Raw genomic sequence first — 15,717 nt, forward strand, 5'->3', positions numbered from 1 at the left:
CCGGGTTTCGGCGCGCCGCGGCTACGGCGCAACGACGGCGCGTGACGTTTCGAGGCCCATCCGGTCACGCGCGACGCGCGACTATCACAGTCGTTTCAGGGCGACCAATTCGATTCGTTAAATAATGATTTGACGGATCGCCAACAATATTGAGATTGCGGTAATTCGCCTGAAAATCACGCCGAATTATCACGTCACGCGCAAAACGCAATGAAAAACAGACGGAATGACAATCCATTGATACGCAGCCGCCAATAATGCAAATCCCTCAATGGTGTATTTCCAGGAACATCCCTGTCTACATCCGACCACAACGAAGAATTTCATTTTTGCCGTTTATTGCAGCTCTGTAGTCTCCTGCCATTCCGGATCACGAACCCACCCCAGTGCGCCAAGGAGATGAAATGAAACGCATGGCCCTCTCGCTGATTTCGCTCGCGTCGTTCGCGGCGATACCCGTCGCGCATGCGCAGTCGAGCGTCACGCTGTACGGCGTGATCGACACGTCGATCACCTATGTGAACCATGAACAAGGCAAGGACAACGCGTGGATGCTCGGCAACAGCAGCGCGGGCAACCTGGCCGGCAGCCGCTGGGGCGTGAAAGGCACCGAGGATCTCGGCGGCGGGCTGAAGGCGCTGTTCCAGCTGGAGAACGGCTTCGACCCGAGCAACGGCCGGCAGGGCCAGGGCGGCCGCCTGTTCGGCCGTCAGGCGTTCGTCGGCCTGACGAGCGACCGCTACGGCACGCTCACGTTCGGCCGCCAGTACGACCCGCTCGTCGATCTCGTGCAGGGCATCACCGCCGACAACTACCTGGGCAGCGTGTTCGCGACGCCGGGCGACGTCGACAACTACGACAACAGCTTCCGCGTCGACAACGCGGTGAAGTACACGTCGGCCGTCTATGCGGGCCTGCAGTTCGCGGCGATGTATTCGTTCGGCGGCATCGCCGGCAGCACCGGCGCCGCGCAGTCGTACTCGGCCGCCGTGTCGTACAACAACGGGCCGTTCAGCGTCGCGGGCGGCTACTTCCACGCGACCAACAGCCCCGCGTCGAACGGCGTGCGCAACGGCTGGACCAGCTCGTCGGACGGCACGTTCGACGGCCCGATCAACAGCGGCTATGCGAGCGCGCACTCGATCGGCATCGCCCGCATCGCGGGCCAGTACGTCGCCGGCCCGTTCACGTTCGGCGTCGGCTACAGCAATGCGCAATACCGCCGCGACGCGAGCTCGTTGTTCGGCTCGAACGAGCACTACAACACGGGGCAAGGTTTCGTGAACTACCAGGCGACGAACGCGCTGCTCGTCGGCGTCGGCTACAGCTACACGCGCTCGGGCGGCGACACGTCGGCGACCTATCACCAGGTATCGGCCGGCGCCGACTACAACCTGTCGAAGCGCACCGACGTCTACCTGAGCGCCGCGTACCAGCACGCGAGCGGCCAGACCGGCGACGGCAACGGCGGCTCGATGGCCGCGCAGGCGTCGATCGGGTCGTACGGTTATGCGGGCACGAGTTCGCAGACGATGGTCAACCTCGGGCTGCGTCACCGCTTCTGATCGCGATATTGCGAGACCGCCGGCTGCGCGCCGCGTGGCCGGTCGAATCCGCATTGCGCACACGGCGGCTTCGGCCGCCGTTTTTTGTCGCTTTCTTTTCCCCGCCAATGGCTTACGGGCGATTTTCCTTTCGCTTCGCTTATTGCCAGCCGGCTTCACCGCATGAGTGACGTAATACGTCAGGTTTCGGTCATCGCCATTGCATTGGCCTTCGCACCAATGCCGGCCATTCTTACCGATCCCGTATCGCGTCGGGCCACGATCCGGCGCGATAAAAATGCGCGGCGCACGCGCGGACAAATGCAAAGGAAAGTTTGACGCGAGCCATTTGGCCGCCTGCTATGGCACACTTCGCGTCTGCGTAATTTCCTTGCACCGGGCGCCCGAATTCCGTCCCATCCTGCCATGCCGCGTCATACCACTCGCCCGCTCAGCCGCGACACGCTGACCCTCGCCTCGACGATCGCGCTCTCGTGCGCGCTCTGTGGCGTCGCACGGGCCGACTGCCTCGACGACGCGGCCGCGTTCCAGCACGTCAGCGTTGCCCTGATGCGCGGCATCGCGCAAGTCGAATCGGGGATGAATCCGAATGCGGTGAACACGAACACCAACGGCACGGTCGATATCGGGCTGATGCAGATCAACAGCACGTGGCTGCCGACGCTCGCGCGTGAAGGCATCACGCGGGAAAGCCTGTTCGATGCGTGCACGAACGCGTATGTCGGCGCGTGGATCCTGTCGCAGAACATCCGCCAGCTCGGCCCCAACTGGAACGCGATCGGCGCGTACAACTCCGCGTCGCCCGACAAGCGCCTCGCGTATGCGCGCAAGGTCTATGATGCAATCCGGACCATGCCGGATTCGCCGGATACTCCCATGCCCATCCTTCCACCGTCCTTCACGCCGCCGCAACAGGCACAGACGTACAACCCGTTCGCGAGCCTGAGCGTGTCGGCGCCGCCCGTCACGCGTGCGCGCACGATCTCGCCGGCCTCGCCGCCTCCGCCGCCGCAAGGCGGCCCCGCCGGCCCGGCCGGCACGTACAACTTCGGATGGACCGTCACCGGCGCCGACCAGGCCAAGCCGACCCAGGTGTTCGACGACGGCGCGCGGGTCTACGTGCAGTTCAGCGACATGAAGCACGTGCCGGCGATCTTCACCGAGACGTCGGCCGGGCGCGTGCTGATGTCGTGGGAGCTGCAGTTTCCGTATGCCGTCGTGACGCGTCCCGCGCAAACGTTGATCTTCCAGCTCGGGCCGTTCGAAGCGCGCGCGCAGCGCAGCGCGGCGGCCGCGGGCATGACCGCGCAAGCGGGGACGGCGACGGCTGGGGTATCGGCTTCCGCATCGAAGAAGTCGGCCGGGACGGCCGCGAATGCGGCGACGAACACGGCGGCCAATACGGCCGCGAAACGCACGGCGTCGGCCGATGCGCTGTGGTACCTGAATACGCCGTCGACGTCGGGAACGGCGGCGGCCTCGCCGTCGACCGCGAATGTTCCCGCCACGCTGCCGACGGCCATCACGTCGAACACGCCGCCGCCCGCGCCGGCTCAAGCACCGGCTGCGGCCGCCCAGCCGTCGCGCGCCAGCGCGGACGCGCTGTGGTACATCTCGAAGTGAAGCGCGTCCGATCACACGCGCGTCGCGGCGCTCATTTCCGTGCGGTCAGCGGCCGCGCCGCGCTTCATGACATACCCGCGCAGATAGCGCGACGTCGACGATTCCAATGAGGCAATCGTCACACGGCTCTCACCCGCGCCGTACCCAGATCACCTTGCCGTCGCGAATGCCGAGATTGCGGCGCTCCCCCCGGTAATCCATCGTGCCCGGCAACGACTTGCCGTCGCGCTCGAGCACGCGCCACAGGCAGCCGTCGAGCAGCGCGGTCGCGTCGGTCTCGGTCTTGCCGACCAGCGCGTCGTCCGGCGCGGCGTCCGCCTTGCATACCTGCGCGGCGCCCGACTGCAACGGGGGCCTGGCCGCGCCGCCCGCGGTGGCGTTGGGGTGTTTCGTGTCCATGTCCGCACATCCTGCAAAGGTTGCGCTCGCAACGAGTGCAACGAGCATCGCGATCGTGTTCTTCATCGGTTTCTCCGTGTCTCGGCCCGGCGGCCGATGTGCGGCATTCGTGCACGACCGGGCATCGCATGCGTGATCGGTTCCGCACGCTGCCGGCCGTTTCCCGATGGCGCCGGCCGGCGCATGGCGGCCTGTCGCGACCCGGCCGAGCCCGAGCCACCTCTCGGCGCACCGGCGTCGCAGGCCCGGCCTGACGCCGAACCCGCCCGCATGTTACCGCACGCGGTTCGCGGCGACGGCGCGACGCCGACGCATCATGTGCGCGCCGCGCGCGCCGCCCCGCGCCGGCAATCCGTTCAGAACTTGTACGTCACGCCCGCGATGCCGTAGTAGTTGCTGCGCGACTGCACGATCGGGCTGTCCCCGGCACGGCCGAGCAGCCGCGTCACGCCGCCGGTCGCGAGCACCGACCAGTGCCGCGACAGCGTCCAGTTCCACGCCACCGCCATCGATGCGCTGTCGATCCCGCCGCTCGCCGAATACGGCCGGAACCGGCTCGTCATCGATTGTGCGTCGGTCACGCCGTAGAAGGTCTGCATGTAGCGTCCCGAGCCCGCGTGCACGGTGCCCGTCACGACGATCTCGTGCTGCGACGTCTTGAGCACCGGCACCGCGAGATCCACGTGCCCCGACACGCCATGCGACGTGTGCGTGACCGGCGTATCGATCGTGACGCTCAGTTCCGCCGCATCGAAGAGCGTCACGCCGGCGCGCACGCCGACCAGCACCGAGCCCGGAATCCGGCCCATCCCCTTCAGGTAGTCGGAGCCCGGCAGGTCGAAGCGGTTCTCGTCCGCGCGGCCCGCGTCGTAGCTCACCGCCGCCGACACGAACGCACCGTGCGGCAGGTCCAGCCGGTAGCCGGCGCCCTCCGTGCTGTCGACGAAGAAGCCATTGCCGAACTTCGCGGAAAACGACGGCGCGACGACGCCGCGATACTGTTTGCTGCCCTGGTAGCGCGGTGCGACGCCACCGCCGAGCGACAACGAATACTGGTTTTCCGCGTGGGCGGCGGCGGCGAGGGTCAGGCCGGCGAGCGGCATGCAATAGCGGTAGCGGCGAAGTGATGGGCGCACAATATTGAGATATGAGTGACGAAGCCCGCAGTCTAGGTGCCGCCCGGCCCTGAGACTGTCCTGAATGTGCGGCGAATCTGTGCGCAATTGTGTTCGATTGTTCGCGATTGTCGCCCCGCTGCCCCGGCGGTCGATCGGCCGGATAGAATTCGCGTGCCGCGTCGCGCACCGGCTTGCCCGGTGGGAGATGGCGCGTGCATCTGAGGAGACCATGAACGAAGTTCCACTCAAATACCGTGTGCTGCTGATCGAGGACGACGATCGTCTCGCGCAGCTCGTCCGCGAATACCTCGACGGCTATGAATTCGCGGTGACGGTCGTGCGGCGCGGCGACCTCGCCGTCGCGGCGGTGCGCGAGCACCAGCCGGCCCTCGTGATCCTCGACCTGATGCTGCCGAACCTCGACGGCATGGAAGTCTGCCGGCGCATCCGCGCGTTCACCAACGTCCCCGTGCTGATCCTGACCGCGCGCGCGGACGTTTACGACCAGGTCGCCGGGCTCGAGACGGGCGCCGACGACTACGTGACGAAGCCGATCGAGCCGCGCGTGCTCGTCGCGCGCGCCCGCGCGCTGCTGCGCCGCGCGCAGCCGGCCGCGGCGGAAGCGCCCGCGGTCGCGCCCGACGCGCTCGTGTTCGGCGAGCTCGCCATTTCGCCGCCGAACCGCACCGTCACGTGGCGCGGCGAGCCGGTCGAGCTGAAGACCGCCGAATTCAACCTGCTGCTGATCCTCGCGCGCGCGGCCGGCACCGTGCTGAGCCGCGACGACATCCTGAAGCAGTTGCGCGGAATCGAATTCGACGGGCTCGACCGCTCGGTCGATTCCGGCATCTCGAAGCTGCGCCGCCGCTTCGAGGATGCGTCGTCGGAGCCGCACAAGATCAAGACGATCTGGGGCCGCGGCTACCTGTTCAGCCCTTCCGCGTGGGACGAATAAATGCTGCGCCCGTTGCTCCGCCTGTACCTCGTCGTGATCCTGTTCGTCGGTGCGTCGATCATCTTCATCCAGTTGTCGTTCGACCGGATCTTCTACGAGCGCGGCGCGCAGGCGCAACGCGACTCGCTGACGACCTATGCGTTCGTGCTGAACGACTACCTCGAACGCCATCCGGGCGCGCAGCGCGAGCTCGCATTGCGCGAACTCGCGCTGCACGGCCGCGAAGGGTTCGGCTTCATGTCGATGGCCGACGCGCGTGCGCAACTGAGCGGCACGCCGCTGCGCGACCTCGATGCCGGCCGGATCGCGATCAGCTACAACGGCAAGGATTACTACATGCCGCTCGCCGACGGCTCGGTGCTGCATGCGCGCCCGATCGAGGCGCCGGACCTCGACATCCGGATCTATGCGTACATGCTGCTCGCGCTCGCGACGCTGTTCGCGGTGGTGCTGTGGATCAACTATCACTGGCGCGACATTCGCCGGCTGCAGGACGCCGCGCGCGCGTTCGGCGCCGGCACGCTGTCGACGCGCGTGAAGGTGTCGGGCAAGTCGAACATCTACGAGCTGTCGCAGCAGTTCAACGACATGGCCGCGCGCATCGAGGCGTCGATCAAGCAGCAGCGCGAGATGATGCACGGCATCTCGCATGAACTGAAAACGCCGCTCGCCCGGCTCGAATTCGGGCTCGCGCTGCTCGCCGACGCCGACGAAACGGGCCGGATGCGCGAGCGCCGCGACGCGCTGCGGCGCGACGTGCGCGAACTCGACGAGCTCGTCACCGAGCTGCTGACGATCGGCCGGCTCGAACAGGGGGCGAGCGAACTCGCGCCGATGGAGGTCGTCGTCGACGCGCTGATCGACAGCGTCGCCGGCAACGTCGCGGACGACATCGCCGATCGCGGCATCGCGCTCGACGTGTCGATGCTCGACGCGCCCGCGACCCACGTCTGCGATCCGAAGCTCGTCGCCCGCGCGCTGCTGAACCTGATCCGCAACGGCGCGCGCTATGCGTCGCGCAAGGTCGTGCTGGCCGCCGCCCGCGACCGCGCCGGCGCGCTCGTGCTGAGCGTCGACGACGATGGCCCCGGCATTCCGCCCGCCGAGCGCGCCCGCGTGTTCGAGCCGTTCCAGCGGCTGGACTCGAGCCGCGACCGGCAGACCGGCGGCTTCGGGCTCGGGCTCGCGATCGTGCGGCGCGTCGCGCAGGTGCACGGCGGCGACGTGCGGCTCGAGGATTCGCCGCTCGGCGGCGCGCGCTTCGTGATCACGCTGCCCGTGCGCGCGCTGCCGGACAGCCTCTTCGACGTCGCGCAGGGCGTCGCGAACCCGCATGCCGATGCGCGCCGCCGTCGCGGCACGGGTACGGTCATTCCGCTTCGTTGAACAGGGGGCGGGCTCCCACCCGCCCTCGCCTTCGCTCAACGCCGGCGCAACAGCGCGACGAAGAACAGGCTGCCGAACAGCGCGGTCACGACGCCGATCGGCAGATCCTCCGGCGCCGCGAGCGTACGCGCGGCAACGTCGGCCCACACGAGCAGGATCGCGCCGGCCAGCGCGGCGACCGGCAGCAACCGGCCGTGCTCGGCGCCCACGACGCGACGGCACAGATGCGGCGTCACGAGCCCGACGAAGCCGATCGCGCCGCTCACCGCGACCATCGCGCCCGTCGCGAACGACGCGACGACGAACACCTCGCGCCGCATCCGCGCGCTCGGCACACCGAGCGACGCGGCGGCGACATCGCCCGACATCAGCGCATTCAGTTCGCGCCGACGCGCATGGAGCGCGAAGCCGGCGAGCACCGCGCACACGGCCGGCACCGGCAGCAAGTCCCAGCGCGCGAGCCCGACGCCGCCGAGCATCCAGAACAGCACCGACGACGCGGCGCGCTGGTCGCCGAGATACAGCAGCAGGTTGCCGAACGCGGCCATCATGAACGACACCGACACGCCCGCGAGCAGCAGCCGGTCCGATTCGAGCCGGCCGCTCCGGTAAGCGAGCGCGATCACGCAGGCGGTCGCCGCAAGCGCGCCCGCGAACGCGGCGGCCGACAGCGTGAACGGGCCGAACGCCGCGCCGGCCACCACCGTGACCGCGATCGCGCCGAGCATCGCCCCCGCGCTCACGCCGAGCAGGTGCGGATCGGCCAGCCGGTTCGCGGTCGCCGCCTGCAACGCGACACCGACCGCCGCCAGCGTCGCGCCGACGATCGCGGCCAGCAGCGCACGCGGCATCCGGATCAGCCACACGATGCTGTCGTCGCCCGCCGCCGCGAACGCGTCGGCGCCGCCGAACGCCGACGCGACGTGCGCGGCGACGATCCGCACCGCGTCCGGCACCGCGATCGGCGCGGGACCGAACGCGGCCGATACGACGATCGACACGATCAGCAGCACGGCCAGCGCCGGTAGCACCACGCGCATGCCGGGCCGCGCCGCCTGCCCGCGCACGCTCATCGCGCCGCCGCCGCAAATGCGGCCGGATACAGCGCGCGGGCGAGCGTCTCGACGGCCGCGACGTTCTCGGGGCCGGGCGTCGCGGCATCGTACGGAATCACGACGAAGCGCCGGTCGCGGATCGCGGCCACGCGCGCGAGCGCCGGCTGGCTCGACAGGAACTGCTGCTTCTGCGCGGCCGTGACCGCCGAATAGTCGACGATCACGATCACCTGCGGATCGCGCGCGACCACGCTTTCCCAGCTCACCTGCGTCCAGCTGCGCGGCAGGTCGTCCATCACGTTGCGCGCGCCCGCCGCCGCGAGCAACGCGGTCGGCATCGCGAGGCCGCCCGCCGTCATCGGCTTGTCGGTGCCGCTGTCGTACACGAATACGCGCAGCGGCGCCGGGCGTCCGATCGCGCGCGACACCGCCGCGAGCCGCGCACGCATCCCGGCGACGACCTGCGCGGCGCGCGCATCGACGCCGAAGATCCGGCCGAGATTGGTCAGGTCGCGGAACACGTCGTCGAACGACGCGGCCGACTGCTTCATCACGTGCGAACACGATTCGGTCAGCTCGTACGTGCGGATGCCGAACGGCGCGAGCGTCGCCGGCGTCACCGGCCCGCCCACATGCATCCCGTAGTTCCAGCCCGCGAGATAGAAGTCGGCGCGCGCGGCGGCCAGCACTTCCAGCGACGGATACTGGCTCGCCAGTTCGGGCACGCCGCGCAATGCGTCGCGCACGCGTGCGGTGCCCGTCTTCCAGCCGCCGATGCCCGTATAGCCGACGAGGCGATCCTTCAGGCCGAGCGCGAGCATCATCTCGGTGAGATTCACGTCGTTGCTCACCGCACGCGTCGGCGCGCGCTCGAACGTCACGTCGCGATCGCAACTGCGCACGGTGACCGGATAGGCGAGCGCATGAACGGACGCGCCGCCGAACACGGCAGCAGCGACCAGACGGCGGGAGACGGCGGAAAGAACAGGAAACGGCATGGCGGTCATTCCGGATGAAGCGGCGTGATGCGCGGACGGCCCGTGACGGGATGGCGATCGACGAGCGCGGCGACGCCGAACACGTCGCGCAGCAGCGCTTCGGTCAGCACGTCGTCCGGCGCGCCGGACGCGACGACGCGGCCGTGCGCGAGCACATGGAGCCGGTCGCAATACGCGGCCGCGAGATTGAGGTCGTGAATCGTCGCGAGCGTCGCGATGCCGAGGCGGCGCACGCGCGCGAGCAGTTCGAGCTGGTGACGCAGGTCGAGATGGTTGGTCGGTTCGTCGAGCAACAGCAGTTCGGGCTGCTGCGCGAGCGCGCGGGCCAGCAGCGCGCGCTGCTTCTCGCCGCCCGACAGCGACGCGAAGCGCTGTGCACGGCGTTCGACGAGGCCGACATCGTGCAGCGCGGAGTCGACGATCCGGCGATCGTCGGCCGACTCCGCATCGAACGGCCGCTTGTGTGGCGTGCGGCCCATGCCGACCAGCTCGTCCACCGTCAACCCGAAATCGTCCGGCGTCTCCTGCTGCAGCACCGCGATACGCTGCGCGACCGCGCGCGGCCGCATGCGCCACACGTCCTGCGCATCGAGCGCGACGCGGCCCGCGTCGGGGCGCGCGTAACGGAATGCGCAGCGCAGCAGGCTCGTCTTGCCGCTGCCGTTCGGGCCGACCAGGCCGACGAATTCACCTTCGGCCACCGTCAGCGTCACTGAATCGAGCACGTCGACCGCGCCGCCGGGAGACCAGCGCACGCGTTCGATGTCGAGCATGTGGGTGACTGGGCGCATGCCGTACCGCGCTAGAAGCGCATCGTCGCGACGAGCTCCGCCGAGCGCGACGGGCCGAGCAGCCATTGCTCGCCGCCGTTCGACGTCGTCACCGCGTACGTGCGGTTCGCCAGATTGCGCAGATACAGCGCGAGCTCGGTGCGCGACGTCGGCTGCCAGCGCAGCGACGCATCGAACACGGTATACGACGGCACCTGCACGCGATTCGCGTCGTCGCCGTAGGTCGCGCCGACGTAGCGCACGCCCGCATTCGCATGCCAGCGCTCGGCGAACGCCCAGCCGAGCCACAGGTTTGCGGTCTGCTGCGGCACGCCGGACGGCACGTTGCCGGCCCGCGACACCGTTGCGCCGCCAACCGTCTGGTTGAATGCGTCGTAGCGCGCGCGCAGCAGCGCGACGTTCGCGTCGATCGTCCAGCCGTGCGGCAGCCGCGCGCCGCCGGTCAGCTCGACGCCACGCGACGACTGCCGGCCGACCTGCTGGCGCAGCGCCGGATTGAACGGATCGGTGCTGAGCAGGTTGCGCTTCGTGATGTCGTACACCGCGAACGTCCAGTACGCGCGACCGTCGAGCAGCGTCTGCTTGAGTCCGGCTTCCCACTGTTCGCCGGTCGCGAGCCGGTAGCCCGCCTGCGACGCGGACAGCGTCACGAGCGAGCCGACGCCCTCTGCGCCCGTCGTGTACTGCGCATACGCGCTGAACGTCGGCGCGATGTCGAACACGACACCGGTGCGCCAGCCGACGTTCGCGAAGCGCTTGTCGAAGCCCGCGCCGGTCGCCGCCTGCTCGCGGCTGAACGCGATGTGGTCGTAGCGCAGGCCGCTCACCCACGCGAGCCGCGGCAGCACCTCGAGCCGGTTCTCCGCGAATACCGCCGCCTGCCGCGCGCGCGTGCTGAACTGCGGCACGGTCGGGTCGGGGCTCGTGAACACGCCGGCGTCGAAGCCGTGCGCCGGCACCGTCGTTTCGCCGCCGTACGGCGAATTATTGATGCCGCTGAACGTGATCTGGCTGAATTCCGCGCCGACGACGAAGCGGTTCGCGCGACCGAACAGCGCGCCGTCGAAACGCGCGCTCAGCCGGTCGCCGATCTGCCGCTGGTGGTGGCCGATGTCGAGATAGTCGCCGCGCGTGACAAGTCCCGTCGCGGGGTCGAGCACATACGATTCCGCGTTACGCCAGTGACGGTTCGATGTCAGGTAGTAGAGCTGGTTGTCGATCGTCACGCCGGCCGCGGGCCGGTAGCGGGCCGACAGGCGCGTCCACTGGTCGTAGTACGCAATCGTCGCGTCGCCGACGGTGTAGTTCAGCTTGCGCAGCGATGGATCGAGCACGCCGTTCGGCGCGGGCACGCCATAGTACGTCGCGGGCATTTGACGCCCGTAGTCGTAGTCGAGCGTCAGCGTGAGTTGCGGGCTCACGTCGAACGTCAGCGCGCCGCCGATGGCCGTCGTATGCGTATCGGCCCGCTCCGCGAGACCGTTCGCACGCGCATCGCTCGCGTAGAAGCGGTACGACAGCCGCGGGCCGAGCGCGCCCGTCGTATCGAACGCGAAGCGCTTCGCGCCGTCGGGGCCGATGCCCGCCTGCAGCGTCGTCTCGCGCGTGCGCTGCGGCCGCTTCGGCACCACGTTCACGACCCCGCCGATCGCCCCTTCGCCGTACAGCACCGACGCCGGGCCGCGCAGCACCTCGATGCGCTCGACCGACCACGTGTCGAACGGAAACGTGCTCGTGCCGGCCGCCGGCATCAGCCGCACGCCGTCGAGCAGCGTCATCACCGATTCCTGCCCGCTGAAGCCGCGCACGCTCAGCGCGGTGCCGCCGGTGCCCGGCGCGACCGCGCTCGAAAAACCGGCCGCGCGCGTGACCGCATCGAGCACCGTGCGATCGCCGCGCGCGTCGATCGTATCGGCCGTGACGGTTTCGACGCTCGCGGGCGTGTCGAGACTCGCGAGCCCGAGCCGCGAGCCCGTTTCGAGCGGTTGCGTCAGCGGGTCGGCCGGGGCGGATGAAGCGGACGATGCGGTGACGTTGATCGCCGGCAGCGCGTGCCGGTCGTCCTGCGCCGATGCGGCAGCTTCGGCGGCCAGCGCGCCGGTGGTGGCCATCGCGCAGCCCACCAGGGTCGTGCAACCGCGTGCCGCGCGGGTGCGCCAGGCGCCCGTGGTCCGGCGCGGCGCGGCATGGCGCCGTTCCCCGCGCGCCGGGGTCTTTCCGGTTCTCGTCACGTCGTATCGATCTTGTTCGTTTGTCGTCGCGCGCGAGTGTGTGCGGGGCAGCCCGGCCACCGGCGACGAAAACGTCAGATGATACAATATATCAACTTGATCCGTCAGGATTTTGACAGCTCGGGTTGCCGCCCCGCGCGTCTACAGCGGGAAACTGAACTGCACCCACAGCTTGTCGCCCCGCGGCCGGTTGCGCACCGCGAGCGCGCTTGCTGCGCCTCGTCGAGGCTGCGCACGACCTCGCGCGGGGCTCGGCAACGCGGCCGCAAACCGGTTGCACATAGCCACCACACCGCTCACCCGCCGGTCTTGAACGCCGGCAACTGCTGCCCGAGCCGCGCGCCCATTTCCGCGCCGAGCGCCTGCAGCGCATTGAACGGCCGGATCATGACCTCGAATTCGACGATCCGGCCGTCGTCGTCGAAGCGGATCATGTCGATCCCCTTCAGCGCCTTGTCGCCGATGGTCGCGCCGAACTCCAGCACGACGCTCTTGCCGTCGTCGGTCGCGAACGCGCGGTGATACGTGAAATTCTCGAGGATCGTGATCACCGTGCGCAGCGCCATCAACAGCGCGGGCGCCGGCCCATACGGCTTGAACGCCATCGGCGAACGGAACACGGCGTCCGGATGAACGATCGATTCCAGCGCGCCGAAATCCTTGCGTTCGACCATCGCATGCCATGCGTCGAGCGATGTCGCGACGGCGGGATGAACATTCAGCGGTGAGTGCGTCATCGCAGTCTCCAGTAACGTTGTTGAATCGAATGGAAACGAATCGGTATCAAAGCGTCGCGGCCAGCGTCGTGCCCTGGTGAATCGCGCGCTTCGCATCGAGTTCGGCGGCCTCGTATGCGCCGCCGATCAGATGCACGCGGCATCCGGCGGCCTGCAGTTGCTCCGCGAGTTCGCGCGACGGCTCCTGCCCCGCGCAGATCACCACGTTGTCCACCGGCAGCGTCTGGTCGACGCCGTCGATCGTCACGTGCAAGCCGTCGTCGTCGATGCGTCGGTACGTGACCGCCGACGACATTCCGACACCGCGCGCCTTCAGCGCCGCGCGATGAATCCATCCGGTGGTCTTGCCGAGCCCGTCGCCGACTTTCGACGCCTTGCGCTGCAGCAGATGCACGCGCCGCGCCGCCGGTTCGGGCCGCGCTTCGCCCAGGCCGCCGGCATGCGCATACGACCGGTCGACGCCCCATTCGCTGAAGAACCGATCCGCATCGACCCGCCCTGCGCCGTCGCGATGCACGAGATACTCGGTGACGTCGAAGCCGATGCCGCCCGCGCCGACGATCGCGACGCTGCGGCCGACCGCCTTGTCGTCGCGCAGCACGTCGAGATAGCCGAGCGCCTTCGGATGCCCGATGCCATCGATCGGCGGCGTGCGCGGCACGATGCCCGTCGCGATCACCACTTCGTCGAATTCGCCCTGCAACAGCATCTCGGCGGTCGCACGCGTGTTGACGTGCAGCGCGATGCCGCGCAGTTCGATCTGCCGGCGGAAATAGCGCAGCGTTTCGTTGAACTCTTCCTTGCCGGGCACCTTCTTCGCGATGTTGAACTGGCCGCCGATCTCGGCGCCCGCTTCATACAGCGTGACCGCATGACCGCGTTCGGCCGCCGTGACCGCGAAGCCGAGGCCCGCCGGCCCCGCGCCGACCACCGCGATCCGCTTGCGGCGCGGCGCCGGCTGGATCACGAGCTCGGTTTCATGACACGCACGCGGATTCACGAGGCACGACGTGATCCGGCCGCTGAACGTATGGTCGAGGCACGCCTGGTTGCAGCCGATGCACGTGTTGATTTCATCCGCGCGCCCTTCCCGCGCCTTGCGGACGAGCGCGGCATCGGCGAGGAACGGCCGCGCCATCGACACCATGTCGCAATAGCCGTCGGCGAGCAGTTGCTCGGCGACTTCCGGCGTATTGATCCGGTTGGTCGCGACGAGCGGAATGCCGACCTTGCCCATCAGTTGCCGCGTCACCCATGCATACGCGGCGCGCGGCACCTTGGTCGCGATGGTCGGAATGCGCGCCTCGTGCCAGCCGATGCCGGTATTGAGGATCGTCGCGCCGGCCGCCTCGATCGCCTGCGCGAGCCGGATCACCTCGTCGAGCGTCGAGCCGCCTTCGACCAGATCGAGCATCGACAGCCGGTAGATGACGATGAAGTTCGTGCCGACACGCTCGCGCACGCGCCGCACGATCTCGACCGCGAAGCGGATGCGGTTCTCGTACGCGCCGCCCCACGCATCGTCGCGATGGTTCGTGCGCGCGGCGATGAATTCGTTGATCAGGTAGCCCTCGGACCCCATGATCTCGACGCCGTCGTAGCCCGCATACTGCGCGAGCGCCGCGCATCGCACGAAATCGGCGATCGTCTCGTCGACCTCGTCGCTCGTCAACGCATGCGGCGTGAACCGGTTGATCGGCGCCTGCAGCGCGCTGGGCGCCGCCAGCGCCGGGTGATACGCATAGCGCCCGAAATGCAGGATCTGCAACGCGATCCGTCCGCCCTCCGCGTGCACCGCGCGCGTCACGACGCGATGACGTTCGGCTTCCGCCTCGGTCGTCAGCATCGCGCCGCCCGGCGCCGGACGGCCGCGCTCGTTCGGCGCGAATCCGCCCGTGACGATCAGCCCGGCCTCGCCGCGCGCACGCTCCGCATAGAACGCGGCCATCCGCTCGAAGCCGTTCGGCGCTTCCTCCAGGCCGACGTGCATCGACCCCATCAACACGCGGTTCCTGAGCGACGTGAAGCCGAGTTCGAGCGGGGTCGTCAAATGCGGATAACGGGAAGCCATCGGGTGTCTCCATGTTTATGCAACAAGTTGCACTGATGGTAGCCCGTCGCCCTCGTTTATGCAACATGTTGCATAAATGCCCCTCCTGAGGTTTGTGCTGCGGCCCCGATATGGCAAGATGCGGTTCATTCCGCAGCCTTCGCCGATTCGACATGTCCCTGCCGCACGCGCTTCTCACCGCCCTCGCCGAACGTCCCGGTTCGGGGTCCGAGCTCGCCGATCGTTTCGATCGCTCGATCGGCTATTTCTGGCAGGCGACGCACCAGCAGATCTATCGCGAACTCGGGCGTCTGGAGGACATGGGCTGGATCGAATCGCTGCCCGCCGAGTCCGGCCGCGGCCGCAAGCGCGCGTACCGGATCCTGCCGGCCGGCAAGAAGGAATTGCGACGCTGGATCGCCGAACCGGAAGATCCGACGCCGCTGCGCGAAGCGTTGATGGTGCGCCTGCGTGCGGAAGCCGTGCTCGGGCCAGCCGGCCTCGAGGACGAGATCAAGCGGCGCATCGCGCTGCATCAGGAAAAGCTGGATTTGTATCTGCAGATCGAGGCGCGCGATTTTTCTGCGGACGACGATTCGGCGGACGATGATTCGCGCCGGAAGCGCCTGCAGCATCTGGTGCTGCAGGCCGGCATCGCGAACGAGCGGTTCTGGGTCGAGTTTTCGCAGCATGCACTCGACACGCTGCGTTTGCCGAAGGATTGAGCCGCTGACGAAGCGGGCGCGACGCCGATCGACATCGCGGGACGAACTATCTGGCCATGACTTTCTACAGCAAGTCGCGCATCG

At 68.5% G+C, this 15,717-nt stretch carries 13 protein-coding genes; 5 read left to right on the top strand and 8 right to left on the bottom strand.

The genetic code is table 11. From position 1 onward, the window contains the following. The first annotated feature begins 404 nt into the window (after nt 1–404). Both HWX14_RS04610 and HWX14_RS04615 read left to right on the top strand, forming a co-directional pair. Nucleotides 405–1,565, top strand: coding sequence for a porin (locus HWX14_RS04610; protein ID WP_175881726.1), 1,161 nt, complete (start codon nt 405–407; stop codon nt 1,563–1,565). A 405-nt stretch (nt 1,566–1,970) separates the two neighbouring features. Next, nucleotides 1,971–3,188: a transglycosylase SLT domain-containing protein gene (locus HWX14_RS04615; protein ID WP_175881727.1), complete on the top strand. Its 1,218-nt coding sequence runs from the start codon at nt 1,971–1,973 to the stop codon at nt 3,186–3,188. Between the two features lie 129 nt (nt 3,189–3,317). On the opposite strand, the gene HWX14_RS04620 is transcribed toward HWX14_RS04615, so the two are convergent. Together HWX14_RS04620 and HWX14_RS04625 are read right to left on the bottom strand one after the other, a co-directional pair. Next, the gene (locus HWX14_RS04620) at nt 3,318–3,653 is read right to left on the bottom strand and encodes a hypothetical protein (protein ID WP_175881728.1); all 336 of its coding nucleotides are present in this window, start codon (nt 3,651–3,653) and stop codon (nt 3,318–3,320) included. Nucleotides 3,654–3,943: 290 nt separating this feature from the next. Further along, the gene (locus HWX14_RS04625) at nt 3,944–4,690 is read right to left on the bottom strand and encodes a MipA/OmpV family protein (RefSeq protein WP_175881729.1); all 747 of its coding nucleotides are present in this window, start codon (nt 4,688–4,690) and stop codon (nt 3,944–3,946) included. 244 nt (nt 4,691–4,934) lie between these two features. On the opposite strand from HWX14_RS04625, the gene HWX14_RS04630 reads away from it, so the two are divergent. Next, entirely contained in the window at nt 4,935–5,660 is a 726-nt protein-coding gene (locus HWX14_RS04630) for a response regulator (RefSeq protein ID WP_011545135.1), read from the top strand. Further along, nucleotides 5,661–7,046 (top strand): ATP-binding protein, encoded by a 1,386-nt coding sequence (locus tag HWX14_RS04635; RefSeq protein WP_175881730.1) that lies wholly within the window; start codon nt 5,661–5,663, stop codon nt 7,044–7,046. A 35-nt stretch (nt 7,047–7,081) separates the two neighbouring features. On the opposite strand, the gene HWX14_RS04640 is transcribed toward HWX14_RS04635, so the two are convergent. From HWX14_RS04640 to HWX14_RS04665, 6 genes are all read right to left on the bottom strand, one after another. Next, nucleotides 7,082–8,119: an iron ABC transporter permease gene (locus HWX14_RS04640; protein ID WP_175881731.1), complete on the bottom strand. Its 1,038-nt coding sequence runs from the start codon at nt 8,117–8,119 to the stop codon at nt 7,082–7,084. After that, nucleotides 8,116–9,108 (bottom strand): ABC transporter substrate-binding protein, encoded by a 993-nt coding sequence (locus HWX14_RS04645; RefSeq protein WP_175881732.1) that lies wholly within the window; start codon nt 9,106–9,108, stop codon nt 8,116–8,118. The genes HWX14_RS04640 and HWX14_RS04645 overlap by 4 nt, the downstream gene beginning before the upstream one ends. Continuing rightward, nucleotides 9,105–9,890 carry an ABC transporter ATP-binding protein gene (locus HWX14_RS04650; RefSeq protein ID WP_175881733.1) on the bottom strand — a complete coding sequence of 262 codons (786 nt, stop codon included), beginning with the start codon at nt 9,888–9,890 and terminating at the stop codon, nt 9,105–9,107. The genes HWX14_RS04645 and HWX14_RS04650 overlap by 4 nt, the downstream gene beginning before the upstream one ends. A gap of 11 nt (nt 9,891–9,901) precedes the next feature. Then, nucleotides 9,902–12,001, bottom strand: a complete 2,100-nt coding sequence (locus tag HWX14_RS04655) for a TonB-dependent siderophore receptor (protein ID WP_175881734.1) — start codon at nt 11,999–12,001, stop codon at nt 9,902–9,904. Nucleotides 12,002–12,417: 416 nt separating this feature from the next. Beyond that, nucleotides 12,418–12,858: a nuclear transport factor 2 family protein gene (locus HWX14_RS04660; RefSeq protein ID WP_175881735.1), complete on the bottom strand. Its 441-nt coding sequence runs from the start codon at nt 12,856–12,858 to the stop codon at nt 12,418–12,420. 46 nt (nt 12,859–12,904) lie between these two features. Further along, nucleotides 12,905–14,929, bottom strand: coding sequence for an NADPH-dependent 2,4-dienoyl-CoA reductase (locus tag HWX14_RS04665; protein WP_175881736.1), 2,025 nt, complete (start codon nt 14,927–14,929; stop codon nt 12,905–12,907). 152 nt (nt 14,930–15,081) lie between these two features. On the opposite strand from HWX14_RS04665, the gene HWX14_RS04670 reads away from it, so the two are divergent. After that, a complete protein-coding gene (locus tag HWX14_RS04670) occupies nt 15,082–15,633 on the top strand; it encodes a PadR family transcriptional regulator (protein WP_175881737.1) in 552 nt (183 codons plus the stop codon). Nucleotides 15,634–15,717 lie beyond the last annotated feature (84 nt).

Origin of the sequence: Burkholderia sp. BCC0044 (assembly GCF_902832955.1) — a bacterium.
GTDB lineage: Bacteria > Pseudomonadota > Gammaproteobacteria > Burkholderiales > Burkholderiaceae > Burkholderia.